At 64.2% G+C, this 22,453-nt stretch carries 26 protein-coding genes; 12 read left to right on the top strand and 14 right to left on the bottom strand.

Translation table 11 applies throughout. The features are described from left to right. Positions 1-20: 20 nt before the first annotated feature. Positions 21-821, top strand: a complete 801-nt coding sequence (locus NLM27_RS06970; protein WP_254142647.1) for a thioesterase family protein — start codon at positions 21-23, stop codon at positions 819-821. Here NLM27_RS06970 and NLM27_RS06965 read toward each other — a convergent pair. The 11 genes from NLM27_RS06965 to NLM27_RS06915 form a co-directional block, all read right to left on the bottom strand. Next, entirely contained in the window at positions 809-1,633 is an 825-nt protein-coding gene (locus NLM27_RS06965) for a helix-turn-helix domain-containing protein (RefSeq protein WP_254142646.1), read from the bottom strand. The genes NLM27_RS06970 and NLM27_RS06965 overlap by 13 nt on opposite strands. Positions 1,634-1,672: 39 nt before the next feature. Beyond that, positions 1,673-2,494, bottom strand: coding sequence for a helix-turn-helix domain-containing protein (locus tag NLM27_RS06960; RefSeq protein ID WP_254142645.1), 822 nt, complete (start codon positions 2,492-2,494; stop codon positions 1,673-1,675). A 114-nt stretch (positions 2,495-2,608) separates the two neighbouring features. Beyond that, a complete protein-coding gene (locus NLM27_RS06955) occupies positions 2,609-4,012 on the bottom strand; it encodes an amidase (RefSeq protein WP_254142644.1) in 1,404 nt (467 codons plus the stop codon). A 91-nt stretch (positions 4,013-4,103) separates the two neighbouring features. Beyond that, entirely contained in the window at positions 4,104-4,865 is a 762-nt protein-coding gene (locus NLM27_RS06950; RefSeq protein WP_254142643.1) for an SDR family NAD(P)-dependent oxidoreductase, read from the bottom strand. A gap of 63 nt (positions 4,866-4,928) precedes the next feature. Beyond that, positions 4,929-5,654, bottom strand: coding sequence for an ABC transporter ATP-binding protein (locus NLM27_RS06945; RefSeq protein ID WP_254142642.1), 726 nt, complete (start codon positions 5,652-5,654; stop codon positions 4,929-4,931). Further along, positions 5,644-6,363, bottom strand: coding sequence for an ABC transporter ATP-binding protein (locus NLM27_RS06940; RefSeq protein WP_254142641.1), 720 nt, complete (start codon positions 6,361-6,363; stop codon positions 5,644-5,646). Before NLM27_RS06940 ends, NLM27_RS06945 begins: the two co-directional genes overlap by 11 nt. 2 nt (positions 6,364-6,365) lie before the next feature. Then, a complete protein-coding gene (locus NLM27_RS06935) occupies positions 6,366-7,439 on the bottom strand; it encodes a branched-chain amino acid ABC transporter permease (protein WP_254142640.1) in 1,074 nt (357 codons plus the stop codon). Between the two features lie 12 nt (positions 7,440-7,451). Beyond that, positions 7,452-8,318 carry a branched-chain amino acid ABC transporter permease gene (locus NLM27_RS06930; RefSeq protein WP_254142639.1) on the bottom strand — a complete coding sequence of 289 codons (867 nt, stop codon included), beginning with the start codon at positions 8,316-8,318 and terminating at the stop codon, positions 7,452-7,454. Positions 8,319-8,405: 87 nt separating this feature from the next. After that, positions 8,406-9,647 carry an urea ABC transporter substrate-binding protein gene (locus tag NLM27_RS06925; RefSeq protein ID WP_375142233.1) on the bottom strand — a complete coding sequence of 414 codons (1,242 nt, stop codon included), beginning with the start codon at positions 9,645-9,647 and terminating at the stop codon, positions 8,406-8,408. Between the two features lie 34 nt (positions 9,648-9,681). Continuing rightward, positions 9,682-10,680, bottom strand: a complete 999-nt coding sequence (locus NLM27_RS06920; protein ID WP_254142638.1) for an acetamidase/formamidase family protein — start codon at positions 10,678-10,680, stop codon at positions 9,682-9,684. A gap of 16 nt (positions 10,681-10,696) precedes the next feature. Next, positions 10,697-12,097 carry an amidase gene (locus NLM27_RS06915; protein WP_254142637.1) on the bottom strand — a complete coding sequence of 467 codons (1,401 nt, stop codon included), beginning with the start codon at positions 12,095-12,097 and terminating at the stop codon, positions 10,697-10,699. 412 nt (positions 12,098-12,509) lie between these two features. On the opposite strand from NLM27_RS06915, the gene NLM27_RS06910 reads away from it, so the two are divergent. The 4 genes from NLM27_RS06910 (at position 12,510) to NLM27_RS06895 (ending at position 15,050) form a co-directional block, all read left to right on the top strand. Next, positions 12,510-13,685, top strand: coding sequence for a transporter substrate-binding domain-containing protein (locus NLM27_RS06910; RefSeq protein WP_254142636.1), 1,176 nt, complete (start codon positions 12,510-12,512; stop codon positions 13,683-13,685). Next, positions 13,682-14,269 carry an ANTAR domain-containing protein gene (locus NLM27_RS06905; RefSeq protein WP_256569940.1) on the top strand — a complete coding sequence of 196 codons (588 nt, stop codon included), beginning with the start codon at positions 13,682-13,684 and terminating at the stop codon, positions 14,267-14,269. The genes NLM27_RS06910 and NLM27_RS06905 overlap by 4 nt, the downstream gene beginning before the upstream one ends. 120 nt (positions 14,270-14,389) lie before the next feature. Continuing rightward, positions 14,390-14,620 (top strand): hypothetical protein, encoded by a 231-nt coding sequence (locus NLM27_RS06900; RefSeq protein ID WP_254142634.1) that lies wholly within the window; start codon positions 14,390-14,392, stop codon positions 14,618-14,620. 31 nt (positions 14,621-14,651) lie between these two features. Continuing rightward, positions 14,652-15,050 (top strand): hypothetical protein, encoded by a 399-nt coding sequence (locus NLM27_RS06895; protein WP_254142633.1) that lies wholly within the window; start codon positions 14,652-14,654, stop codon positions 15,048-15,050. Positions 15,051-15,126: 76 nt separating this feature from the next. On the opposite strand, the gene NLM27_RS06890 is transcribed toward NLM27_RS06895, so the two are convergent. After that, complete coding sequence (locus tag NLM27_RS06890; protein ID WP_254142632.1) at positions 15,127-15,702, bottom strand: SET domain-containing protein; 576 nt, start codon at positions 15,700-15,702, stop codon at positions 15,127-15,129. A gap of 159 nt (positions 15,703-15,861) precedes the next feature. On the opposite strand from NLM27_RS06890, the gene NLM27_RS06885 reads away from it, so the two are divergent. Beyond that, on the top strand, positions 15,862-16,467 hold the full coding sequence (locus tag NLM27_RS06885) for a hypothetical protein (RefSeq protein ID WP_254148769.1): 606 nt from the start codon (positions 15,862-15,864) through the stop codon (positions 16,465-16,467). Between the two features lie 9 nt (positions 16,468-16,476). On the opposite strand, the gene NLM27_RS06880 is transcribed toward NLM27_RS06885, so the two are convergent. Then, positions 16,477-17,097, bottom strand: a complete 621-nt coding sequence (locus tag NLM27_RS06880; RefSeq protein WP_254142631.1) for a DUF6321 domain-containing protein — start codon at positions 17,095-17,097, stop codon at positions 16,477-16,479. A gap of 43 nt (positions 17,098-17,140) precedes the next feature. Continuing rightward, a complete protein-coding gene (locus NLM27_RS06875) occupies positions 17,141-17,875 on the bottom strand; it encodes a TetR/AcrR family transcriptional regulator (protein ID WP_254142630.1) in 735 nt (244 codons plus the stop codon). Positions 17,876-17,981: 106 nt separating this feature from the next. Here NLM27_RS06875 and NLM27_RS06870 point away from each other — a divergent pair, with 106 nt between their 5' ends. The 6 genes from NLM27_RS06870 to NLM27_RS06845 all read left to right on the top strand — a co-directional run bounded on the left by NLM27_RS06870 (position 17,982) and on the right by NLM27_RS06845 (position 22,311). Then, positions 17,982-19,379: a carotenoid oxygenase family protein gene (locus NLM27_RS06870; protein WP_254142629.1), complete on the top strand. Its 1,398-nt coding sequence runs from the start codon at positions 17,982-17,984 to the stop codon at positions 19,377-19,379. A 114-nt stretch (positions 19,380-19,493) separates the two neighbouring features. Continuing rightward, positions 19,494-19,751 carry a hypothetical protein gene (locus NLM27_RS06865; protein WP_309144739.1) on the top strand — a complete coding sequence of 86 codons (258 nt, stop codon included), beginning with the start codon at positions 19,494-19,496 and terminating at the stop codon, positions 19,749-19,751. Between the two features lie 76 nt (positions 19,752-19,827). Next, the gene (locus tag NLM27_RS06860; protein WP_254142627.1) at positions 19,828-20,403 is read left to right on the top strand and encodes a hypothetical protein; all 576 of its coding nucleotides are present in this window, start codon (positions 19,828-19,830) and stop codon (positions 20,401-20,403) included. 12 nt (positions 20,404-20,415) lie between these two features. Further along, positions 20,416-20,991, top strand: coding sequence for an inner membrane-spanning protein YciB (locus NLM27_RS06855; protein WP_254142626.1), 576 nt, complete (start codon positions 20,416-20,418; stop codon positions 20,989-20,991). A gap of 86 nt (positions 20,992-21,077) precedes the next feature. Next, entirely contained in the window at positions 21,078-21,374 is a 297-nt protein-coding gene (locus tag NLM27_RS06850) for a hypothetical protein (protein WP_092213418.1), read from the top strand. 16 nt (positions 21,375-21,390) lie between these two features. Continuing rightward, positions 21,391-22,311, top strand: a complete 921-nt coding sequence (locus NLM27_RS06845) for an SH3 domain-containing protein (protein ID WP_309144738.1) — start codon at positions 21,391-21,393, stop codon at positions 22,309-22,311. The last annotated feature ends 142 nt before the right edge of the window (positions 22,312-22,453 follow it).

Genomic DNA, 22,453 nt, shown 5'->3' with positions numbered 1-22,453 from the left:
CGAAACAGCGGGAGACTGCAATGACAGCCATATTCAGGCCGGAAGGTCATCATTTCCGGGCCACGGAGCATGCCGGCGGTCCGTGGTCGCCGGATATGTTGCAAGGAAGCGCCACCACCGCGCTGATGGCCCGTGAGGTCGAGCGGCTCGCAACCGAATCGGGCTTTGCGGTGCGGCGCCTGACCTTCGACCTCTGGCGACCGGCGGGCCTGCACACCTTCAGAACCGCGACGGAATGGTTGCGCGACGGCCGCAAGGCCAAGACCGTGCAGGTGCGGCTGATGGACGGCGAGACCGAGATCGGCCGTTGCACAGCGCTGCTGACGGCGCAGGGCGGAGAGTCGCCGGCCGATCCCTTCGCCGGGCCCGCAACGCCGGACAAGGCGCCCGAAACGGGCAGCCCACCGCCGGCCTTCGCGCAGAAATGGAGCCGCTATTTCCAGAACGTGTCGGTGCGGCTGATCGAGGGCGCGCTGGAAAAGCCGGGTCCCGCAGCCGCCTGGATGCGGCTCGATGCCGCCTTGGTGGAGGGCGAGCCGAATACGCCGATGCTCCAGGCCGTGCAGGCCGCCGACTTCGCCAGCGGCGTCGCGCAGATCGTCGACATGCGCAGCTGGACCTTCATCAATCCCGAGATCAGCCTCTATTTCTTCCGTCCCCCGGAGGGCGAATGGATCCTGATCCGCGCTGCCACGCGTGTCGGCGCCAATGGTGCGGGCCTTACCACGGCAACGCTGAGCGACCGCAAGGGCCCGTTCGCCGAGGTGATGCAGTCGATGACGTTCGAACGGCGTGACGCCGTGCAGGCTCAGGCGTCCTGAGCCGCAAGTGCGGTCAGGGTGGCTTCGGACGCGGCATCAACAGGCATGAACATCTCGACGCGAAGCTCCTGGAGCGTCACGTCCTGTGGCGTGCCCAGCGTCAGAACCGTACCGATCAGGCCGATGCCGACATCGCCCCTGCGCAGGCGCACCTCGCAGAGCGGGCCCGGCACGGCGTTGTCCTCGAGCTGAGGCGCAGGGAGCTCCGGCAAGCGCATCAGTTCGCGCCAGGTCGATTGCAGGGCCTCATCGAGCGGCGCGGCCATGGCTTCATGGCGCGCCCGCGACAACAATGCCGCCGCCACGCCCGGCCAGTTCTCGACGAACGGCCTCAGCTCGTTCGGCGCAAGGAACATGCGCATGTGGTTGAGCGGGCGCTGCATGCGCTCGGGCCCGAGCAGCATGGTCATCAGGCGTGACGCCGCGCGATTGGCCTCTTTCACGTTCCAGCGCCGGTCGGTCACGATCGCGGGGAACGGCTCGTGCCGCCGCAGCAGAAGGTCAATGGCGCGACGCGCATCGGCAAGCTCCGGTGCCGCGAGATCGCGCTCGCCATATTGCCGCGCGAAACCGCCGGCCTCGAGCAGCGCGTTGCGGTCGCGCAGCGACAGATCCAGGGCTGAGGCGAGTTGTAGCAGGATGTCGCGGCTGGCCGCCGCCTTGCCCGTCTCGACATGGCTGAGATGCTTGACCGAGATGCCGGCCTCGAACGCCAGCTCCGCCTGGCTCAACGCACGGCGCATCCGCCAGGCGCGCAGGAGATCGCCGACCGGGTTGGCGGGCCGCAACGGCCGCGAGGAGCGTGTATCCATCTGCCGATTATGCGAGCGCCGCTGCGCGCTGTAAACGCGCTACGAAAGACCGGCCGCCATCTGCTTCAGCCGTTCGGCAGTGCGCTCGTCCGCCGGAAAGAAGGTTTCCAGCGCCAGCTCCGACAGGGTGATGTCGACGGGCGTGCCGAACACCATGGTGGTGGAGAAGAAGCTCAGGATCTCTCCTCCGTGGCGCAGCTTGAAGGGAATTGCGACATTGTCGCTCGACAGCGGCGCCGCGCGCGCCGGGATGGGATAGCTCTTCAGACCGTTATAGAGCTTGATCAGCTCAGGATCGGCCGTGGCCTCGCATTGCCGGTGCAACCGTTCGAGCAGATGCCCGCACCATTCCGCAAGGTTGACCGTGCGTGGCGCCAGCGCCTCGGGATGGAACGCGAGCCTGAGCACGTTGAAGGGCTGGCCGAGCAGATGGTGCGGGATGCCGTCGAGCAGCGGCGCCACCATGCGGTTGGCCGAGACCAGGTTCCAGTGCCGGTCCACCGCCAGCGCCGGATTGGGCTCATGTGCTTTGAGGACAAGGTCGATCGCCTGGCGGGCTGATTTCAAGGCAGGATCCTCCAGCGGACGCTGCTGGAACGCGGGCGCATAGCCTGCCGCGACCAGCAGCACGTTGCGTTCACGCAAGGGCACGTCGAGACGTTCGGCGAGCCTGAGCACCATGTCGCGCGAGGGCGCGGCGCGGCCGGTCTCGACGAAGCTCAGATGCCGCGCCGAGATCTCCGCCTCGCCGGCGAGATCGAGCTGGCTCATGCGGCGGCGCTGCCGCCATTCGCGTAAATGGTCGCCGATATGGACCGGCTGGCTGCCTTCGGTGCGTGCGGTGGTTGCATGTGCGTTCATGACCGAAAACTAGCATGCGGATTTCGGCCATTCCATTACCCGCGAGGTAATGGATGTTGGTACTTAAGCGCCTGAAAACTTCCCGAGCGCGCAACCCGGGAGCCGCGGGAGCCTTCATTCGATGGGAGCGCGCCGCGTGTGCCAATCCGTCACGGATTGAAAAGCATGTCCGGCGCGCGCAAGCATGGCTTCGGACAGATGCGGACCGACGAGCTGCATGCTGAGCGGCAACCCATCCGACGCCATGCCATTGGGCAGCGTGATGGTCGGGCTGCCCGAGAAGTCGAACACCGCAGTGAAACGCAGGATGCTGAGCAGCACGTTTGGATCGGCACCGTATTCGCCCATCTTGGTCAGCGTCGGAATCGGCACCGGCATGGTCGGGATCAGGAGCAAATCGACATCGTCGAACAGCGCGGCAAGGCTGCCGCAGAACTTCAGCCGCTCATGATGGATCGCTGCGATATCGACGCCGCTCATCGACCTGCCCTGCTCGATCAACTGCGCCAAATCGGGACCATATTCCGACTTGCGCGACGGATAGGTTTCGAGATGCGCCTCTGCGGTCTCGACCGAGCACATCGGAATCCACATGCTGACGAGTTTTTCGAAAGCCGGAAACTTGACCTCGCGGATGTCAGCGCCGAGGTCCGTGAGCGTCCGTTCGGCCTCCAGCAAGGCCGCGACCACCTGAGGATCGATGCCGTCCTGGGTATAGCTGCGGTCCACGCCGATCCTGAGGCCACGAATGCCCTCGCCGATCCCGGCCAGATAGTCCGGCACCGGCGCCTGCACGGCGGTCGGATCGTTGACATCAGCGCCTGCGATGACGCCGAGCATGGCTGCGGCATCCGCCGCGCTCCGGCACATCGGCCCGACGTGATCGAGCGAGTCCGCCAGCGGAAAGATGCCGTGGCGGCTGACGCGTCCCCAGGTCGGCTTGATGCCGGTCAGCCCGCACGTCGCGGACGGAAACCGGATCGAACCGCCGGTGTCGCTGCCGATCGAACCGAAGCAGAGCCCCGCCGAGGTCGCAACGCCCGATCCGCTCGACGACGAGCCGACCCAATAGTCGACGCCCCAGGGATTGAGCGGCGCCTGGTCGTCGGGATGATGGCTGGTATAGGCGCCCTCGGTCATCTTCAGCTTGCCGAGCGTGACGGCGCCGGCGAGTTCGAGCCGGTCCACGATCGTCGCATTGAAGGACGGGACGAACTTGGCGTGGATCGTGGTGCCGCCCGCGGTCGGTGCGAAGGTGGTGTAGCAGAGATCCTTTAGCCCGATCGGCACGCCATGCAACGGCCCGCGCCAAATGCCGCTGGCAAGCTCGGCGTCACAGCGTTTCGCCTGTGCCATGGCGCGCTCGGCGAGCACGAGGGCATAGCCGTGAAACCTGCCATCGAGCTTCGCGATCCGGCTCAGCATGGCCTCGGTCACCTTCGAGGGCAGAAGCTCGCCGCGGCGGAACAGCTCGGAGAGTTCGATGATCGACTTGTAGTGGATTGGATCTGCTGACATCTGACAGCCCTGCTGTTGTCGAAAGACGGCTTCGCCCACCGGCGCCGCAGACACGGCGCGGTCTCGTGATGACGTTGCGCTCAGGACGCGCCTAGAACTGCACCCCGCGCGTGAGGGCGCCATCGATCACGAGGTTGGTCCCCGTAATGAAGCTCGCCGCCCTGCTGGCGAGGAACACCGCGCCGTTCGCCATTTCCTGCGGTGTGCCCATGCGGCCGGTCGGGTTGAGCGCGAGCGCAGTCTTGTACAGTTCGGGATTACCGTCCTTGATCTGATTCCAGACACCGCCCTCGAAATAGGTGTTGCCCGGCGACACCGAGTTGGCGCGGATACCCTTGCCGGCGAGCTGGAAGGCGAGCCCTTGCGTGTAGTGAATGATCGCGGCCTTGAACGTGCCGTAGGGACCGCTGGCGAAATCGACCTCGCGTCCCGACACGCTGGAGATGGTGACGATCGCGGCAGCCTTGCTCTTCTCCAGATACGGCATCGCCGCACTGACCAGCCGCACCGTCCCCATCATGTCGGTGGAAAACTCCTTCTCCCAGCTTTCCTCGTCCTGACCGATCGACAACGCGCTGACATTGGCGACGACGACGTCGATGCCGCCAAGCTTCGCAGCCATGTCCTCGACCCAGGCCTTGAGCGCCGGGCCGTTGGAGACATCGACCGAACTGCCGAACGCAGCGACACCTTTCGCCTTGATCGCGGCGACCGCGCCGTCGACGTCGGCCTGATTGCGCGCGCAGATGCCGACATTGGCGCCTTCCGCCGCGAACGTATCGGCAATCGCCCTGCCGATGCCCTTGGTGCTGCCGGTGACGAGAACCTTTGCTCCCTTGAGTCCCAGATCCATGTCCATTCCCTCCGTTATTGCCGTCTATTAATCAGGTCATGCCCCACCAACCGAGAGGGCCGGTCAGAGCAAAAGTTGTTCCCGGACATTGTCCTCGTTGACCTCGTGCCCTGCCAGCGATCGCGTGACCTTGCCCTTCTCCATGATGTAGCAGCGCTCGGCGATCGCCAGGATCGTGTCGAGATTCTGCTCGACGAAGATGATCGTGGTCCCGAGCTCGTCCCGGAACGATTTCAGCGCGTCGCAGATGTGCTGCACGATCGAGGGCTGGATGCCCTCGGACGGCTCGTCCAGGATCATCAGGGACGGATTGCCGATCAGCGCGCGGCCAATGGCGAGCTGCTGTTGCTCGCCGCCGGACATAGTGCCCGCGGCCTGCCGCCGGCGCTCCTTCAGCCGCGGAAAATACTCATAGACGAGCTCCGGCAGCTTCTTGCCATCGGGACCGCCGATGAGTTCGCCGACCTGGAGGTTTTCCTCAACGGTCATCTGCGGAAAGACATCCCGTCCCTGCGGGATGTAGCCGAAGCCCGCCCTCGCCCTCGCGTCGGCCTCGAGCGCGGTGACGTCGCGCCCCATGAAGCTGATCGTTCCGCGCCAGGTTTGCAGCAGGCCGATCAGGCAACGCATCAGGGTCGACTTGCCGACCCCGTTGCGGCCGATCACGCCGACGATCTCGCCGCGCGAGACCGACATGGTGACACCCTGCAGGATCGGCGTCGCGCCGTATCCCGCCCATAATTCCGCAACGTCCAAAATCCGTTCAGTAGGCGAAACTTTAGTGAGCATGGGTCTTACCGAGATAGATTTCCGCGACCTTCTCGTCCTGCAGAATGCCTTCGAGAGTGCCGCGCGCAAAAATCTTGCCGAGATGCAGCACCGTGACGCGCTGGGCGACCTGGCGTACGAAGGCCATGTCGTGCTCGACCACAAGCACCGTCATTCCCTCAGCATTGAACGACTTGATCAGCTCGCCGGTCTTGAAGGTCTCTTCCGGCGACATGCCGGCCGTCGGCTCGTCCAGCAGCAGGAGCTGCGGCTTCAGCGCCAGCGCCATTCCGATCTCCAGCCATTGCTGCTGACCATGCGACAGCGCGCCGGCGAGCTTCTCGCTGTCCGGCCCGAGGTTGAGCAGCGTCAAGAGGCGATCCTCCTCGGCGATGCGTTCCGCCCCGGACAATCGCTCCTGAAGCGCGATCTGGATGTTCTGCCGGACCGGCAGCTCCTTGAACACGCTCGGAGCCTGCATCTTGATGCTCATGCCCCGCTGCACGCGCGCGTAGGGACGCTCGGCCGTGATGTCGACGGCATCGAACAAGATGCTGCCCTGGGTCGGCGGGTAGAGGCCGACGATCAGCTTGAACAGCGTGCTCTTGCCGGCGCCGTTGGGTCCGATCAGGCAATGGACCTCTCCGGCGGTGACCGTGAGATCGACGCCGGAGACGGCGGTCAATCCGCCGAAGCGCTTCGATACGTTTTTGACTTCGACCAGCGCCATGATCAGGACTCTTCCGACCGCAGGCGACCAGCCTCCGCCATGACGGCGCCGTCGTCGCGCCGGCGGCGCCCGTGCCACCAGTCGGCGGCGAGCTTGCCGATGCCGAGCACAAAGCCCTGCGGCGCCAGCATCACCGTGGCGAGGAGCAGCGCGCCCATCAGCACCAGCGCGGCCTGCTGGCTGTAAACCGTGATGGTCTGGAAACCAAACAGCAGCAGGAACGATCCGACCAGGGTCGCGGTCAAATCGCTCCGCCCGGAGAAAGCCACCCACACGATGGGCATTGCAGCAGCCGGCAGGCCGATGCTGGACGGCGTAATGAACTGACCCCAGGATGTATAGAGAGCGCCGCTAAGGCCCGCGAGACCGCTGCCGATCACGAAGGTCAGCAGCTGATATTTCCTGACGTCGTAGCCCAGCATCTCGGCGCGCTGCGGGTTTTCCCGCGTCGCCACGATGACATTGCCGATGCCCGAATTCACCAACATGCGCAGCGCGAGATAGACAATCACGATCAGCGCGACCATGACGTAATATAGCGCCGACCCCTCGATATAGAAGTCGCCCACGGTCAGCGGGTCCATGCCTTTCATGCCGTTGAAGCCGTTCAGCCGCGCTGGGCCGATGTGCCATTCCGGCCCTGCGGTCTGGCCGAGGAAAAAGGCGAGCACCAGCGTCGCGGACAGCGTCACGATGCCGAAGAAGATACCGTTGATCCCGCCCCAGATCATGAAGTAGCCGAGGACACCAGCCGCGATCATCGCGAGGACGACGGCGAGCACGAGCGCGGCGATCGTCGCCGTGCCGCCGCCCATGTTGATCGCCAGCACGCCGTAGCCGTAGCCGGCGATACCGAAGAAAAGCGTCTGGCCGAACGACAGCATGCCGCCATAGCCCCACATCAGGCAGAGGCCGAGCGCCATGAAGATCCAGATCAGGAAGTAGGCAAAATTTCCGACATCGTAGGAATCGGCGAACAACGGATAGGCCAGCGCCCCTGCGAGCACCGCAACGAAGCATGACCAGAACAACCTGCCCCGTCCGAGCGTCTGTGGGCCTTCCAGCAGCTTGAACATCAACATTTTCCCTTAGCGCCCACGGCGCACCAGCACGCTGGAGAGCCCCTCGGGCAGCACGCGAATGATCAGGATGACGGCCACCAGCATGCCGATCTGTCCGATGATCTGACCGTAGCTCGCATTCAACGCCATCCGGATCATCGCCAGGAACACGGCGGCCGGCGCCGTTCCGAGCAGCACGTTTGCCCCGCCGATCACCACCGTCACGAAGCTTTCGACCACGAAGGTCGCGCCCATGGTCGGGATCAGCGTCATGGTCGGCGCGTAGAGCGCCCCGCAGAGCCCGGCGAGGCCGGTGCCGATCCCGAAGCTGATCGCATAGATGCGGCCGGTGCGCGCGCCCAGCGCCCTCGCCATCGCCGCATTCTGCATCGTCGCGCGGGCGATTACGCCGAACCGCGTCTTCATGAAGATGATGTAGAGACCGGCCAGCACCGCCACCGCGCAACCGAACAGCACGAGGCGGTAAGTCGAGAACGTATAGCCGCCGATGACAAAGCTTCCCTCGGGCGTTCCGATGCCCCGCACAGCGGAACCGACAATCAAGAGCATCGATTGCGTCACGATCAGGCTGAGCCCCCAGGTCGCGAGCAATGAATCCAGAGGCCGCTTGTAGAAGCGCCGCACCACCAGGAACTCGACGAGGACACCGATGAGCCCCGCCGTCACCGCAGCGAGGATCTGGGCGACCGCGAGCGGCACGCCCAAATTCACAAGTCCGACGGTCACATAGGCACCGCACATGATGAACTCGCCATGCGCCATGTTGATGACGCCCATCATGCCGAACACGATGGCGAGACCTGCGGCCGAAAGAATGAGGAACGCGAAGACGTCGGCGAACTGATAGAACAACGAGAACAATTCAGCCGACATCTCGATCCCCTCGATGGCGGCGCCGCATCGTCGCGGCGCCGGCTTGCTTTATCGTCGTGCTCGACACGAGCAAGAACCGTGCCCGCGTCAGGACTTCTTCGGGAGATGGCTCGGCGTGTACTGATCCTTGTCGTTCTTCTTGGTGAGATCGCAGCCGATCTCACCAAGCCAGTATGGCTGGATCGTGCCGTAGTCCTTCTCGACCTTCACCTCATGCTTCGGCCCGACCGAGATCAGGCGCATGCGGTGCGAGGTGTGCTGGCTCTTCGGATCGATGCAGACCTTGCCTTCGGGAGCGTCGATGCAAGCATCGCCGGTCGCGATCACCTTCCGCATGTCCTCGAGCTTGATCGACTTCGCCTTCTCGACCAGCGCCTTGTACATGTAGAGCGCATTATAGGCGTTGTAGCCCATGTCGTTGATGTAGAGCTCGTCGGGGAATTTGGCGTGCCAGCGCTTCTTGAACTCGTTGGCCTCGGGCGTATCGATCTCCTCGAACCAGTTCGCGGTCGCGTGCATGTTGTTGAGCGCCGGCGGCTTGAACCGCTTGTGCTCGAACCCGAGCATGACCTTGATCGAAGATCCCATCGGCAGGTTGAGATTGGCGGCTGCCGCCTGCTCGAAGAACGAATCCTGGGCAGCACCGACATTGATCGTGAGCAGCCAGTCCGGCTTTGCCTTCTGGATGTTCTGGATGGTCTGCGCGAACTGGGACACGCCGAGTGGAATGAACTCCTCACCCACGACCTCGCCGCCGAGATCCTTCATGATCTTGCGATTCCACTCCGCCGAGATCTGACCGAAATTGTAATCGGCCGCGATCACATAGACCTTCTTGCCGAACTTCTCGACCATCCAGGGAATCAGCGTCGAGAACTGCTGCTCGGGCACCGCGCCCATGCTGATCATGCTGGCGTCGCAGACGCCGCCTTCGTACTGGTTGGTGTAGAAGTACGGCGTCGTGGTGCGATCGACGATCGGGCGCAGCGCTTCGCGCGAGGCCGAGGTGATGCCGCCGATCAGCACGTCGACCTTGTCGCGATTGAGCAGGCGCCGGCCGAATTCCTGATAGCGCGCATTGTCGCCCTGCGGATCGAGGTGGATCAGCTCGATCTGCCGCCCCAGGATGCCGCCGCTCTTGTTGATCTCCTCGACGGCCAGCTGCGAGCCGTGCAGCTTCGGCATGCCCATGAAGGCGAGGTCGCCGGAGACGTCCTCGAGCAGACCTACCTTCAACGGCGGCTCGGCCGCCTGGGCAACACTGATCGCCGTCGCTGTTCCAAGCATGGCGCCGAGCAAAACCATTCCGAGCTTGCGTCCCGAATTCATCGCGATATCCCCTGTTGTTGAAAGCGGCTGGATGTCATGGCTTGAGGTAATTCTTCAGGATGGATGCCCCCATCGTGTATTTGGGGTCGACCATGTTGCCGAGGCGCATGCGGCCGGCCTGGCTGAGCAGCATATAGGCGTCGATCTCGTCGAAGCCGTAATCGGCCGCCATCCATCGCACGAGCTCGCGATAGGCGATGCGCGCCGCATCCTCGAGCGGACGCGCGCTGCCGATCGTCATGATGAAGTCCTTGGTCTCGAGCCGGGGCCAGGCAAAGCTCCAGTTCTTGATCAGGTCAACCTGCAACGTGACGGTCGCGCGCTGCTCCATCGCAACGCCGGACAACTCGCCATCGCCCTGCGTCGCATGGCAGTCGCCGACGTAGAGCATCCCGCCGTCGGTATGCACCGGGAAATAGATGATCGCGCCGGGCGCGACGTCGGGAAGATCCATGTTGCCGCCGTGATAGTCCGGCTGCAGCGACGAGATCGCCTCGATCTCCGGCGAGACGCCGATGGTGCCGATGAAGGGCTCGTAGGGCAGCGTGATCTTGTCGTTCCAGCGCACGCCGTTCCGGTCGACATGCAGCTTCTTCACGCGTTCCGGCAGCGGCGGATTGAGCAGTGCCGTCGAAGCGGTTCCGACCAGTCCGCCGAACTCGGGAATGATGCAGGTCGTGCCGGCCGGCTGTTCACCCCGCGTTTCGACGTCGCGGATGTAGACCGCAAGGCAATCGCCCTTCTTGGCGCCCTTGACCGCGATCGGCCCGCATTGCGGATTGAGGTAGGGAAAGTTCAGTTTGGCGGTCGGGCTGTCGGTCTCCTTCGTGAGCACGCCGCCAAAGGCATCTTCAGTCTCGACGACGACCACCCCGCCCGGATCGATCGACAAGGTTGGCTTGGCATAGGGACCGTAGACGTAGTGGAAGCCGCCCTGCTGCTCGATCGTCAGGCTATGGGTCGTGCCGGTCGCGCCCTTTGCGACCGCGCGCTTGGCCATGATTGATGTCTTCAACCAGTCTTCTGCGGACATGCGAATGGCTCCTCAATCAGATCCCGGGATGACGCTTGTGCCAATCGGTCACGCGCTGGAATGCATCGCCGGCGCGAACGAGGCTGGCTTCGTCGAAATGACGCCCGACGAACTGGAAGCCGACCGGACCGCCATTCGCCGCGAAGCCGCCGGGCAACGTCACGGTCGGGCTTCCCGTCATGTCGAACGGGCACGTGAAGCGGAGCAATCCCGCGATGAGGGACGCGTCTTCGCCGAGTGCCGCCATCTTGGCGAGGGTCGGCGCAGCGAAGGCCTGCGCCGGCACTGCGAGGAGATCGACTGTCTCGAACAGCAGGCGAACCGCGCCGCGAAACGCCTCGCGGCGTAGCACGATCTTCTGGTAGTCCATGCCGGACTGCTGCCGGCCAAGGTCGAGCAGACCCGCGAGCGCCGGACCGTACTCATCCTTGCGCGCGGGATAGGTCTCCTCATGCGCGACGGCAACCTCGACGCCGCAGAGCGGGAACCAATCCTCAATGACTGCCTTGGGATCAGGGAACGTGATCTCCCTGATCTTCGCACCGAGGTCGGCCGCCACACGCAGACCTTCGCTCAGCGCCTTGGTGGCATCGTTATCGATACCTTCGCTGGTCCAGCGCCGGTCGATCCCGATCGTCACGCCGCGCAGATCGCCGGAGAGACCGGCAAGATAGTCAGGCACCGGCAGCGGCACGGATGTCGTGTCCTTGGGATCCTGTCCTGCGATCACGCCGAGGATGGCGCCGCAATCAAGCGCACTCCGGGCCATCGGGCCAATGTGATCCAGCGTGGCTGCGAGCTCGAACGCGCCGTAGCGGCTGACACGTCCCCAGGTCGGCTTGAGCCCGGTGACGCCGTTGGCTGCCGACGGAAAGCGGATCGATCCGCCTGTGTCGGTGCCGAGCGACCCGAAACAGAGGCCGGCCGCCGTCGCGACACCGGAGCCGCTCGAGGATGCGCCGGACCAGAGATCCGCATTCCACGGGTTCTTCGGCGGATCGATCTTCGGGTGGTGGTCGGCGTAGGCTCCCTCGGTCTGCTGCAGTTTGCCGAGAATGATTGCGCCGGCATCCTTGAGCCGCGCGACCACCGTTGCGTCCTCCGTCGGACGGAAATCGCGATGGATGGTCATGCCATGCGCTGCCGGCGCGCCCTTGGCCCAGCAAAGATCCTTGACCGCCACCGGAACGCCGTGCAGCGGCCCTTTGATCTTGCCGGATGCGATCTCCTTCTCGGCCGCGGCGGCTTCCGCGAGCGCCGAGTCCGCCATCACATACGCAAAGCTCTTGAGCTTGCCATCGAGGCTCTCGATCCGCCCGAGCATCGCCTTGGTCACTTCGACCGGCGACAGCTCCTTCGCCTGGATCTTCCGTCCGACATCGACCAATCCGAGATAGTGGAGATCTGTTGCCGCCATCGTCCTTCATCCTCACACGCGACGTGACGCTGCGCCGCGCTCGCGCATGCGTCACCATTCTGGCGATACGGGCGCATCGCCAGCCTCCCTGGGCGGCAAACGAAAAAAGCCACCCGTCCCTCCCGAATGAGGCGACGAATGGCTCAAATGCCGCGGCTATGATCTATCGCTTAGGGTCCGAAATCGAACGAAGCACTTGATGTGGAGAGCTGGACGTCATCGGCCAGATCGTCGCACGCGAAGTCCGACAGGTAGCCCTGTAGTCGAAAATTCTATGTAACTGCCTATCGCATTGTCAACGAGGCTGTCTGCCTAAATTTCGCGAGCCTGCTGCGCAGCAAACCGGCAAGCCACTTGCGCCGTCATCGCCGATGATGATTTCATCCTCGCGTCGCAGTGCCGAAAGTCGTCAATGACAAAGCCGTCCATTCCCGTTGGCATCATCTGCTCGCAATCCGGGCCGTATCAGGCCATGGGTCGCGAGATCCTCAAGAGCGCCATCATGGCGGTCGACGAAATCAACGAGCAGTCCGAATTCGATTTCTCGATCGCCGCTCACATCCGCGATCCCCGCGGCATCATCTCTGAGTACCATACGGCTTGCGACGATCTCATCCGCAACGTCGGGGTCGCGCATATCATCGGCTGCTATACCTCGGCTTCGCGCAAACAGGTCCTGCCGATCGTCGAGCGGACCGATCGCCTGCTCTGGTATCCCGCGCGCTACGAGGGCTTCGAGTGCTCCGACAACGTCATCTATGTCGGCGCGTCGCCCAATCACAACGTCCTGCCGCTCGTCCGTTACGTGCTCGACAATCTGTCGCGCGAGATCTTCTGCGTCGGCTCCAACTATGTGTGGACATGGGAGACCAATCGCGTCACGCGGGAATTGGTCAGCGCGGCCGACGGCCACATCCTGGCCGAACGACTGCTCGAACTCGGCGAAAGCGCCGTCGAGCACATCGTCGACGAGATTGTCCGTCGCAAGCCACCGATCGTGTTCAACACGCTGGTCGGGAGCTCCAGCTACGACTTCATCCGCGCCTTCCACGCCGGCACCAAGGCGGCAGGGCTCGAGATTCCCATGTTGAGCTGCAGTCTGTGCGAGCCGGAGCTCGCGATCGTCGGACCGGCCTCGGTGGGCTGCATCACATCGTCGGCTTATTTCGAAAGCATCCGCCTGCCGGAAAACCGGGCCTTCGTCGCGCGCTGGAAGGCACGCCATGGCGACGACAGCAGCCCCTCCGTCGACGGACAATCTGCCTATGTCGCCGTCCATCTGCTGGCACGCGCGCTGCAGCGGGCCGGCACGTCCGATATCGGCGAGGTCAGGCGCGCCGCGGCCGGTTATCGCTACAATTCACCGCAGGGACCGGTCTGGATCGACGGCAGCAACAATCATTGCGTCCTTACGCCGCGGCTCGCGGTCTCCAATGCGGCGGGACAGTTCGACATTTTCTGGGAAGCTGATGCGCCCGTTAAACCGGATCCTTACCTGACGCAGCTCGACGTTGCCGTCAGCCCCGCGAGGGACACCTCGAAGGGCAGCTCATCGCCGAATGCGCCGCATTTGCGAGTTGTAAAATGAGCAAGCCGTCTTCATTTTCGCTGCGCGGACGCAAGGCTCTCGTCGCCATCAAGGACGACCGCGACGCCTCGATCGTGCGACGCCAGTTCGAGCGTCTGGGCATAGACGGCATCGCATGGGAGCCCGCGGGCGCAATCAATTTCGCTCCGGATCTGATGCTGATCGACGATGATTTCCTGCCAGTGGTACACCCGGCGCTGCGCGCGCTGCTGGGACACTGTCCGGTCATCGCCCTGCTCGGCACCGAGACGCCGAGCCGCCTGAAGCTGGTGTTCGAGCTCGATCCAGCCTCGTTCCTCGTCAAGCCGTTGCGTTCGGCCGGCATCTACGCGGCGCTCGTCATGGCGTTCGAACGAAACGAACGCACCAACGAGTTCAAGCAGCAGATCGTCAAGCTCGAGCAACGCCTTCGGTCACGTCGTGTCGTTCTGGCCGCCGTCCTTCAGGTCATGCATTCGCGCGCGCTCGCCGAGCCGGCCGCCTTTGCGTTGATCCGCCGCACCGCCATGGAACAACGTAAGTCCATCGAAGAGCTTTCAGCGGAAATCACCGCAAAGGGCATGCTGCCGCGCGCCATCGGGTAGATCCAATCTTCTGATCTCCCGCACACGGCCTCCGCCGCAAAACATAGCCGCCCCTTTTACCCGCGAGGTAATCGAAACGAGGCGCGAACGCGCGCATCTTGGTCTCAACAGGAGATGACCATGATCGCGCTGCTGCTCTACCGGACCATCGCAGACCGCGTCTTGCCCTGGGCGATGGCATTCGCAACCCGGATGCTGGCGCGCAGCCTCAACATGCCGGAACCGCTCGTGCATTCGACCGGCGACTATGTCGTCGCGCAGGTCGTCGCCTTCGAGCACGGCGTGGGCAGGAGCCTCTGCCCATTTCGCCTCGCCCGCCTGCTGCGCGCCCGGTGGCGCGGCCTGCGGTGATGTCCCCCGACCTCAACCAAGGAGAACCACGATGATCGAAGCATCCACCTTCCTGCGCCGTGCACTGCTCGCCGACGCCGTCTTCAGCGGCGTCGCCGCCCTCGGTTTCACCTTCGGCGCAGGCGCGTTCGCCTCGCTGTTCAGCCTGCCCGAAATGCTGCTGCGTGAAACCGGCCTGTTCCTGATCGCCTACACCGCGCTGGTCGGCTGGCTCGCCGCGCGCGCATCCGTTTCCAGGGCGCTCGTGCTGCTCGTCGTGATCGGCAATGCGGCCTGGACAGTCGGCAGCATCGCGCTGCTGCTTTCGGGCGCGGTGTCGCCGAACCTCGCAGGCGAGCTCATGGTCGTGGCGCAGGCCATCGCGACCGGCGTGTTCGCCGAGCTGCAGTATGTGGGACTGCGGAAGAGCGGGAGTGTGGTCGCGGCGTAGTTCAACCGGCTCACCACACGCAGTGGTCGCCCGGCTTAGCCGGGCGACCCAGCATTCCAGAGACGAAGGCCCAAGCTTAGGCCCGCGCGCGGCCATTCGCCTTGGCGACGGCGTGACCGTTGAACTTCTTCTTTTTGGTGGCCTTGTTCTTGAGATCCTTGGCGCCCGCTTTCGTCGCTTTGCGCTCGTCGCGCGCCTTCACCTTGGCACGTTCGGCGCGCGCCTCGGCGCGCAGCTTCTTGCGCTTCTTCTCGCAGGAGGCGCACTTGCAGCCGATCGGCTTCAGATAGGCTTTGAAATAGTCGGTGCCGTAGTCGTAGTTGATCTCGTCGCCCGGCTCGATGTTTTTGATGGCGCGAATGAAGACCTTGCGCTCGCGCGGACGGACGTCGGATTCCGCGTTGGGCCGGCAGGAATGGTTGATGTAGCGGGCGAGGTTCTTGCGCACCGAACCGTCGATGGTCCAGCGGTTGTTGAGCTCGAACAGATATTTGTTCTCGATCTCGTCATGCGCAGGAATCCGCGAGTCCAGGATCGGCCCGAAATAGCGGATGATCCTCGTCCCCTTCTTGATCGGCATGGTTGCGAAGAGGCCAAGTCCGGTCTTGGAACGGCCGACGCGATAAGATTTGCTGGAAGCGATGTCTGGCATGATCGAATGAGATGACGCGAACGAAGCGCGGTAAGCGCGGGCGGAAGCCGCCCTTCTAGAACGATTCCGCTCCGCTGTCAGGTCTATCCCGCCTTTGTTTGAACCTTGCCCACAATGAAGACGTCTGATGAAGAGTTCCCGCCCCCTCAAGGCCTCATGATGAACCGCATTGCCTGCATCGGCCTCGCCCTCCTGCTTACCTGCTCGAGCGCCGGCCATGCCGCCGCCCAATCGATGGGCAGCACCTACACCTCCACCGCGCCGAAGGATTGTCGCCGGATCGGCAAGCCCAGCGAGCTCGACGGCAGCACCACGCGGGTGTGTCCGGGCAAGAACGGCCTCGTGGTCCTGATTGCCGAGGACGATCTGCGCGAAATCGTCTCGGTCGGCCGCAATCGCAAGCAAGCGGCCGAGGAACCGGCGGCCAAGGTCTGGTTCGCTCCGTTCAATTCATCGGAGACCACCGTCGAATGGCGCAGCTCGGGCAACAAGCCGTTTGCGATCATCCAGCGTTGGCACATCGCCGATGGCAGCGATCCCGACAAGCAGGGGCGGCCGAACACCAAGGCCATGCTGGTCGTGACCCGTCTGCCGCCGGGCCCGGTCTGCCACGTTGCCTATGTCGATGCGATCGCCAATCCCGCCGCCAATGAGCTCGCGCGCAAGGCAGCCGACGATCTCGCCCGCGGCTTCACTTGTGGCAAAGACGAGTTGAAGATCATCGGCACGCGCGGCCGCGCCGTCGAGCTTGCGACGATGCGGTAAGTCCCCGCGCTAGGTCTTCGCCTTGGCGCGGTGGTAGCGCGCCAGCAGCCGCTCACCCTTCGCGGCAATACGCCGTGCTGCGGCCACCGTCTTCGGGACGGGCTCGCCCCAGGCATGTGCTGACAGCGCGTGCCGGGTCGGCTGCCCCTTGGCATCGACCAGCGGCGGCAGCTTCGCGCGGCCATAGAAGCGCACGGCCCAGCTTCCCTTCCGCCGCATCTCCTGCGGCGTCATGTCGGAGTCCTTCTTGGTGACACCGGGTCGCAAGTGAGCGCCCTGCTTGCGCGCAAAGGCCCTGCGGCCGGCGGCGGTCAGGCCGCCACGCGGATCCTTTTCCTGGACCGATGCGCGGCGTTTGCGCGAGGCCTTTGTGGTTTTCTTCGCGGTCCGCTTTCGGGTCTTTTTCGTTGATTTCTTCTTCGCGGATTTCTTCGTCTTCGACGATTTGGACTTCGAAGTCTTTTTCGCTGCCATGCGCATGTTGTCCACGAGGTTGGGATAGCGGCGACCGGCGCGGCGGGCGCGCGCCTTCGCGGCCGACTTCTGTGCGGGACTGAGGTGCTTGGCCGCCTTGCCCGCGCGCTTGCGCGGGTTCTGACGTTTCCACGGAGAGCGGGATGCCTTTGCCATGCGGCGTCAACGCCTCACCATGGCAACAGTTGCATTCGCCGGATCAGGGGCAATCCGGCAGCTTCCCCGCCACGGGTGCCATCAGCATCGCCTCGAACAACCGTTCGGCGGTCGTCCCTTCGGGCAGCCGCTCCAAGATATCCTTCAGCCGGCCGTCGAGCAGCAGCATGGTGAAGCCGTGCACCATCGACCAGGCGCGTGCGATCGCGGCGCCCTGGTTCAGCGTCAGCGCATCTTCACTGATCTGCTCCTGCCGCATCGCGCCGATGGCATTCGCAAGGCCGGCGAAGGAGGCTTCGGCCGCCTCGTGCAGCGAGGGTCTGGAATAATCGAGCCGCTCGCTGCGGAACATGATGCCGTACATGCCGGGATGAGCCTGCGCATAGGCGACATAGGCTTTCGGCCGCGCCAGCGCGCACTCGAGCGGCGTGGTGGCGGCGTCGGAGGACGAGGCCATCGCGGCGTTGAACTGGCGGAAGCCGACGGCGGCGAGTTCGCTGAGAAGCCCGGTGAGATCGCCGAAATGATGGGTGGGGGCGGCGTGCGAGACGCCCGCCTCGCGCGCCACCGCGCGCAATGTCAGGCCGCCAAGCCCGTCACGCTCCAGCACCCGTTCGGCGGCCTGGAGTAGCGCCTCGCGCAGGGCGCCGTGATGATAGGGTGTTTCGGTCTTCGCAGCCGCCGGGCGCCGCGTGGAACGCTGGGATGCGCTCGAGACCGCCGATGTTTTCTTCGGAGCGCGCACACCGTGCGCGGTCCTGGTTTCGCTCTTGCCCATGGACAAGCTATAGGACGCAATATTGACAGTGTAAAGATTTCGCTTGACCGGAACGGCAATCGGGACTATCTCATCTTTACGATGTAAAGATCAGGAGGATACGCCGTTGCAGCAGGATGCCGTCACCGAGCGCCGTAACAACATCGCGCCGATTCCGTTCGAGGCCGACGCGCCATTCCTGACGATCATCGGTGAATTGCCGCGTGAGCTGAACGGCACGCTCTATCGCAACGGCCCCAATCCGCAGTTCTCTTCGCCCGGCTCGCACTGGTTCGTGGGCGACGGCATGCTGCACGCCTTCCACCTCGAGAACGGCCGCGCCAGCTACCGCAACCGCTGGGTCCGCACGCCGAAATGGCTGGCCGAGCACGACGCCGGCCGCGCCCTGTTCGGCGGCTTCGGCCGCAAGCTGCCGGATGCACCGGCCGATGTCACCGACGGCGGCGTCGCCAACACCAACATCATCTTCCATGCCGGCAAGCTGCTCGCGCTGGAGGAAGCGCATCTGCCGACCGAGATCGAGCCGGGCACGCTGGCAACGCGCGGCTACCACAACTATGAGGGCCGCATCGCCGGCAGCTTCACGGCGCATCCGAAGGTCGATCCCGTCACCGGCGAGCTCGTATTCTTTGGCTACAACGCGGCGGGACCGCTGTCGCCTGCCCTCTCCTACGGATCGATCGATGCGTCCGGCAAGGCGACGCGCTTCGAGCGCTTCGAGGCGCCCTATGCCAGCATGGTGCACGACTTCATCGTCACCGCGAACCACGTGCTGTTCCCGATCCTCCCGATCACAGGCAGCATGGAGCGCGCGATGAGCGGACGGCCGCCCTATGCCTGGGAGCCGGACAAAGGCGCCTATGTCGGCGTGATGAAGCGGAACGGCACCGCCAGGGACATCGTCTGGTTTCGCGGTGAAGCCTGCTACGTCTTCCACATCATGAACGCCTGGGAGGACGATGGCCGCATCGTCGCCGACGTCATGCAGTTCGAGGAGGCGCCGCTGTTCCCGCATCCCGACGGCCGGCCGACGGATCCGGAAAAATCGCGCGCCCGCCACTGCCGCTGGACGTTCGATCTCGCGGGAAATACCGATCGCTTCCAGCAGACTTATCTCGACGATCTCACCGGCGAATTCCCTCGCATCGACGATCGTCGCGCCGGGCTGAAGAGCCGTCACGGCTGGTACGCCTGCGCCAATCCGAGGCTGCCGATGTTCGGCGCGCTCTCAGGCATCGTCCATGTCGACGGCAACGGCCGGCGGCTCGGCCATTATCTGCTCCCTGCCGGCGACACCATCTCCGAGCCTGTTTTCGTCGAGCGGTCGAAAGACGCCGCCGAGGGCGACGGCTGGCTGCTCGCGGTGGTCTGGCGAGCCCGGGAGAACCGCAGCGACCTCGCCGTGTTCAACGCCACCGATGTCGAAGCAGGGCCCGTGGCCCTGCTGCAGCTCGGCCATCGCGTGCCCGACGGCTTTCACGGCAATTGGGTGGGGGCGGCGTAGAGCCCGCTTGTCATTCCGGGACGCGACGAAGTCGCAAGCTACGATGCGCAGTTGCGCCTCAGAGTTCACGCTTCGCGTGCCCAGGAATGACGGAAACAGGAGTTTCCTATGCACATGCCCTCGATCACCACAGACTGCCTCGCCGTCCTCGTGCTGGCCTGCACCGCGCTGACACCGCAGATGGGCCGATCGCGGTACGGCGGGGGGCCCACAATCAGCGGCGGCATCCTGCTTTCCGTCGGCCTTGCGGTCTCCGCCGCCCTACCGATCGTCTCCCGCCTGCCCTGGGCGGACTTTGCAGACAAGATGATCGACCGAGCCGTTGCAACGCTTCAATTTTTGGAAGCCGCCTACGTCATTTTGACATTGTAAAGATTTCGCTTGACCGGGCGCCCTCTCTCAATTACTTATCTTTACATCGTAAAGATAAGATCGATCGAGGCTCACCATGGCGATTTTCCTGATCCTGGCGCCCTACGGCGCGTTCACCTTCCTGATGCTGGTGACGTCAGCTACGTTCAGCGTGTTCGCAGCTTCCGCGATCTGCCTCGCCACCATCGCGATCGATGTCGCGCGCGCCCGCTCGGTCAAGACTTTGGCCGCAGGCTCGGCAGTCGTGTTCGCCGCAATCGGCCTCTATCTCGCATTGATCGATCCGGCGCTGGGCACGCTCGGCGTCAAGCTGTCGGTCGATATCGGCGTCTTCGTCATCTCGCTCGGCTCGATGCTGGTCCGCCGCCCTTTCACGCTGCAATATGCGGTTGAATCAGTCCCGGCCGAGACCGCGGCGATGCCGGGCTTCCTCACCGCCAATTACATCATCACCGGCGCCTGGACCGTGGCCGCGCTGCTGATGATGGCGGCCAATATCGTCTTGCTCTACTTCCCCGGCCTGCCGTTGTGGTCGAGTCTTGCGGTCGCCTTTGCCGCCCGCAACAGCGCAATCTACTTCACAAAATGGTATCCCGAGTATCGCCAGTTGAAGTACGGTACGCCCGCCCGCGTATTGCAAAACGCCCGCTGAACAGGATCGACGATGAAAGTCGTATTCGCCCGCCTCGCCTCCGACTTCCTCTCCGCCATCGTCTTCCTGGTCATCTACCTCACCACCGACAACGTCGTCCTGGCGACGTCAGTGGCGATTGCCGGCGCGATCGCGCAGGTGATCTATGCCCGCATCAAGGGGCAGCAGCTCAACTACATGACCTATGCGAGCCTCGCGCTCGTCATCGGACTAGGCGCGATCACACTGCTGACCAATGATCCGCGCTTCATGCTGGCGAAACCCGCGATCGCGCATTTCGCCATCGGCGCGATCATGCTCAAGCGCGGCTGGATGCTGCGCTACATGCCGCCGATCGTCGTCGAGACCGTTCCTGAATATGTCACGGTCGCGGGCTATGCCTGGGCCGCGCTGATGTTCGTGATCGGCGCCGGCGTGATCGCGGTCGCCTCCACCGGCGATCTGAAGCTGTGGGCACTCTACCTCACTGTGGTCGCAGGCGGCGCCAAGATCCTGGCCTTTGCCGTGCAGTACGTCATTCTGCGCCTCATCGTCACCAGCCGCCGGCGTGCCGCTGCCCGCGCCGAAATGCTTCCAATGCAGCGTTAGGCAGGCGCTGCGAGTTGCGCTATACGCTCGACCCAGGACTGGCCGCGGATCGTCGCGGCCCGCCGGGATTTGTTCGGGAGACGGGAATGGCCGTAGACGGCAACTGGAATCTGACCATGACGACGCCGATGGGCGAGCGCCAGGCGACGCTAACCCTACTGAGCTCCGGCGGCACGCTGACAGGCACGCAGGGCGCCGATGGTAATTCCGCCGAGATTTTCGACGGCACCATCAGCGGCGACGCCATCAACTGGAAGGTCTCGATCACCAATCCGATGCCGTTGACGCTCGAGTTCATCGGAAAGGTATCCGGCGACAGCATGAGCGGCGAGATGGGCATTGGCCCCATGGGCAGCTTCCCGTTCACGGGCGCGCGGGCGTAAGGGCGCGCTGCGAACCGTGCGCGTGCTCCGTCTCATCGCGGCGACGATCCTGTGTGTCGCGACACAAACGGCGCGGGCGGATGACACCGAACCGGCGTGGCGCGCAAGCGCGCTCGCCATGGTGCCGGCGGGCTATGTTGCCGGCGCTGCTTATCGAACCGACGGTTCGACGGGCTACCTCGCCGTCTATCCCGCAACATCGAACGATCCGAAGACACCGGCAAGCGTGTTCGCTGCGCGCCAGTCGCTCGCGGTCACGCTGAGCTCGGATGCGACGGGCGTGGTCTCAGCCGAATTGAAGCCGCGCACCGAGCCGGGTGCGGACAGTGATGACACTGATTTCGCCAAGTTGCACGCGGATCTCGCGGCAAGGCGCGCATCGCTACCTGAGGGCACCGAGCCCTGCGCTCTCGGCGCCTGGTCCATCGACAAGGATCCGAACGGCCTCAACGTGCGCGCCGAGCCTTCAGTCAAGGCGCGCGTGCTCGGCACGCTGCCGCCGCCCTACCGGCTAAAGCTTGGCGGCAGCGAGAACACGCCCGAGGGCGGCTGGCTCACCGAATTCCGCATCATCGGCTTCAGGGACGGCTGGTTTCTGATCGAAGGCGCGAAGCCGCCGGGCAAAGACTACGAGGACGAGAAAAAATATCCGCGCAATGCGCCAAAGCCCTATGCCGGGCGCGGATGGGTTGCCTCGAATAAAGTCGGCGCATCCTATGCCAATGGCGCAACCCGCATGGGCGGGCTTTTTCAAGCCCCCTTCGTCGATGCCAAATGGATGTCGGCCCAGCGCCAGCTCGGCGGCGCCATCGACACCGACGGCGGGCCGAAGCGCATCTTCGCGTGCAGCGGGCTGTGGGGCCTCGTCGAGAGCGACGACGGCGTCCGCGGCTGGTGGCGCTCGCTGTGCTCCAACCAGGTCACCAACTGCAGCTGACGTGCCCGCGCTCTGTCTGCGGTTATTGGCCACGGAAAGCACGCGTACAGGCCGTTGACCGTGGCCAGCTTCCGGAGCAAAATCCAGACACGCAACTTATAATTTTATTTCAGACGAAACACCTATTCAACAGATCGCAGGG

Origin of the sequence: Bradyrhizobium sp. CCGB12 (assembly GCF_024199845.1) — a bacterium.
GTDB lineage: Bacteria > Pseudomonadota > Alphaproteobacteria > Rhizobiales > Xanthobacteraceae > Bradyrhizobium.
This window is presented reverse-complemented; position numbering and strand designations above follow the sequence as displayed.

Bases quoted from the DNA above. Each gene is read 5' to 3' on its own strand.
- NLM27_RS06970 (WP_254142647.1), top strand. From the start codon at position 21: ATGACAGCCATATTCAGGCCGGAAGGTCATCATTTCCGGGCCACGGAG.
- NLM27_RS06965 (WP_254142646.1), bottom strand. From the start codon at position 1,633: ATGGATACACGCTCCTCGCGGCCGTTGCGGCCCGCCAACCCGGTCGGC.
- NLM27_RS06960 (WP_254142645.1), bottom strand. From the start codon at position 2,494: ATGAACGCACATGCAACCACCGCACGCACCGAAGGCAGCCAGCCGGTC.
- NLM27_RS06955 (WP_254142644.1), bottom strand. From the start codon at position 4,012: ATGTCAGCAGATCCAATCCACTACAAGTCGATCATCGAACTCTCCGAG.
- NLM27_RS06950 (WP_254142643.1), bottom strand. From the start codon at position 4,865: ATGGATCTGGGACTCAAGGGAGCAAAGGTTCTCGTCACCGGCAGCACC.
- NLM27_RS06945 (WP_254142642.1), bottom strand. From the start codon at position 5,654: ATGCTCACTAAAGTTTCGCCTACTGAACGGATTTTGGACGTTGCGGAA.
- NLM27_RS06940 (WP_254142641.1), bottom strand. From the start codon at position 6,363: ATGGCGCTGGTCGAAGTCAAAAACGTATCGAAGCGCTTCGGCGGATTG.
- NLM27_RS06935 (WP_254142640.1), bottom strand. From the start codon at position 7,439: ATGTTCAAGCTGCTGGAAGGCCCACAGACGCTCGGACGGGGCAGGTTG.
- NLM27_RS06930 (WP_254142639.1), bottom strand. From the start codon at position 8,318: ATGTCGGCTGAATTGTTCTCGTTGTTCTATCAGTTCGCCGACGTCTTC.
- NLM27_RS06925 (WP_375142233.1), bottom strand. From the start codon at position 9,647: ATGAATTCGGGACGCAAGCTCGGAATGGTTTTGCTCGGCGCCATGCTT.
- NLM27_RS06920 (WP_254142638.1), bottom strand. From the start codon at position 10,680: ATGTCCGCAGAAGACTGGTTGAAGACATCAATCATGGCCAAGCGCGCG.
- NLM27_RS06915 (WP_254142637.1), bottom strand. From the start codon at position 12,097: ATGGCGGCAACAGATCTCCACTATCTCGGATTGGTCGATGTCGGACGG.
- NLM27_RS06910 (WP_254142636.1), top strand. From the start codon at position 12,510: ATGACAAAGCCGTCCATTCCCGTTGGCATCATCTGCTCGCAATCCGGG.
- NLM27_RS06905 (WP_256569940.1), top strand. From the start codon at position 13,682: ATGAGCAAGCCGTCTTCATTTTCGCTGCGCGGACGCAAGGCTCTCGTC.
- NLM27_RS06900 (WP_254142634.1), top strand. From the start codon at position 14,390: ATGATCGCGCTGCTGCTCTACCGGACCATCGCAGACCGCGTCTTGCCC.
- NLM27_RS06895 (WP_254142633.1), top strand. From the start codon at position 14,652: ATGATCGAAGCATCCACCTTCCTGCGCCGTGCACTGCTCGCCGACGCC.
- NLM27_RS06890 (WP_254142632.1), bottom strand. From the start codon at position 15,702: ATGCCAGACATCGCTTCCAGCAAATCTTATCGCGTCGGCCGTTCCAAG.
- NLM27_RS06885 (WP_254148769.1), top strand. From the start codon at position 15,862: ATGAACCGCATTGCCTGCATCGGCCTCGCCCTCCTGCTTACCTGCTCG.
- NLM27_RS06880 (WP_254142631.1), bottom strand. From the start codon at position 17,097: ATGGCAAAGGCATCCCGCTCTCCGTGGAAACGTCAGAACCCGCGCAAG.
- NLM27_RS06875 (WP_254142630.1), bottom strand. From the start codon at position 17,875: ATGGGCAAGAGCGAAACCAGGACCGCGCACGGTGTGCGCGCTCCGAAG.
- NLM27_RS06865 (WP_309144739.1), top strand. From the start codon at position 19,494: ATGCCCTCGATCACCACAGACTGCCTCGCCGTCCTCGTGCTGGCCTGC.
- NLM27_RS06860 (WP_254142627.1), top strand. From the start codon at position 19,828: ATGGCGATTTTCCTGATCCTGGCGCCCTACGGCGCGTTCACCTTCCTG.
- NLM27_RS06855 (WP_254142626.1), top strand. From the start codon at position 20,416: ATGAAAGTCGTATTCGCCCGCCTCGCCTCCGACTTCCTCTCCGCCATC.
- NLM27_RS06850 (WP_092213418.1), top strand. From the start codon at position 21,078: ATGGCCGTAGACGGCAACTGGAATCTGACCATGACGACGCCGATGGGC.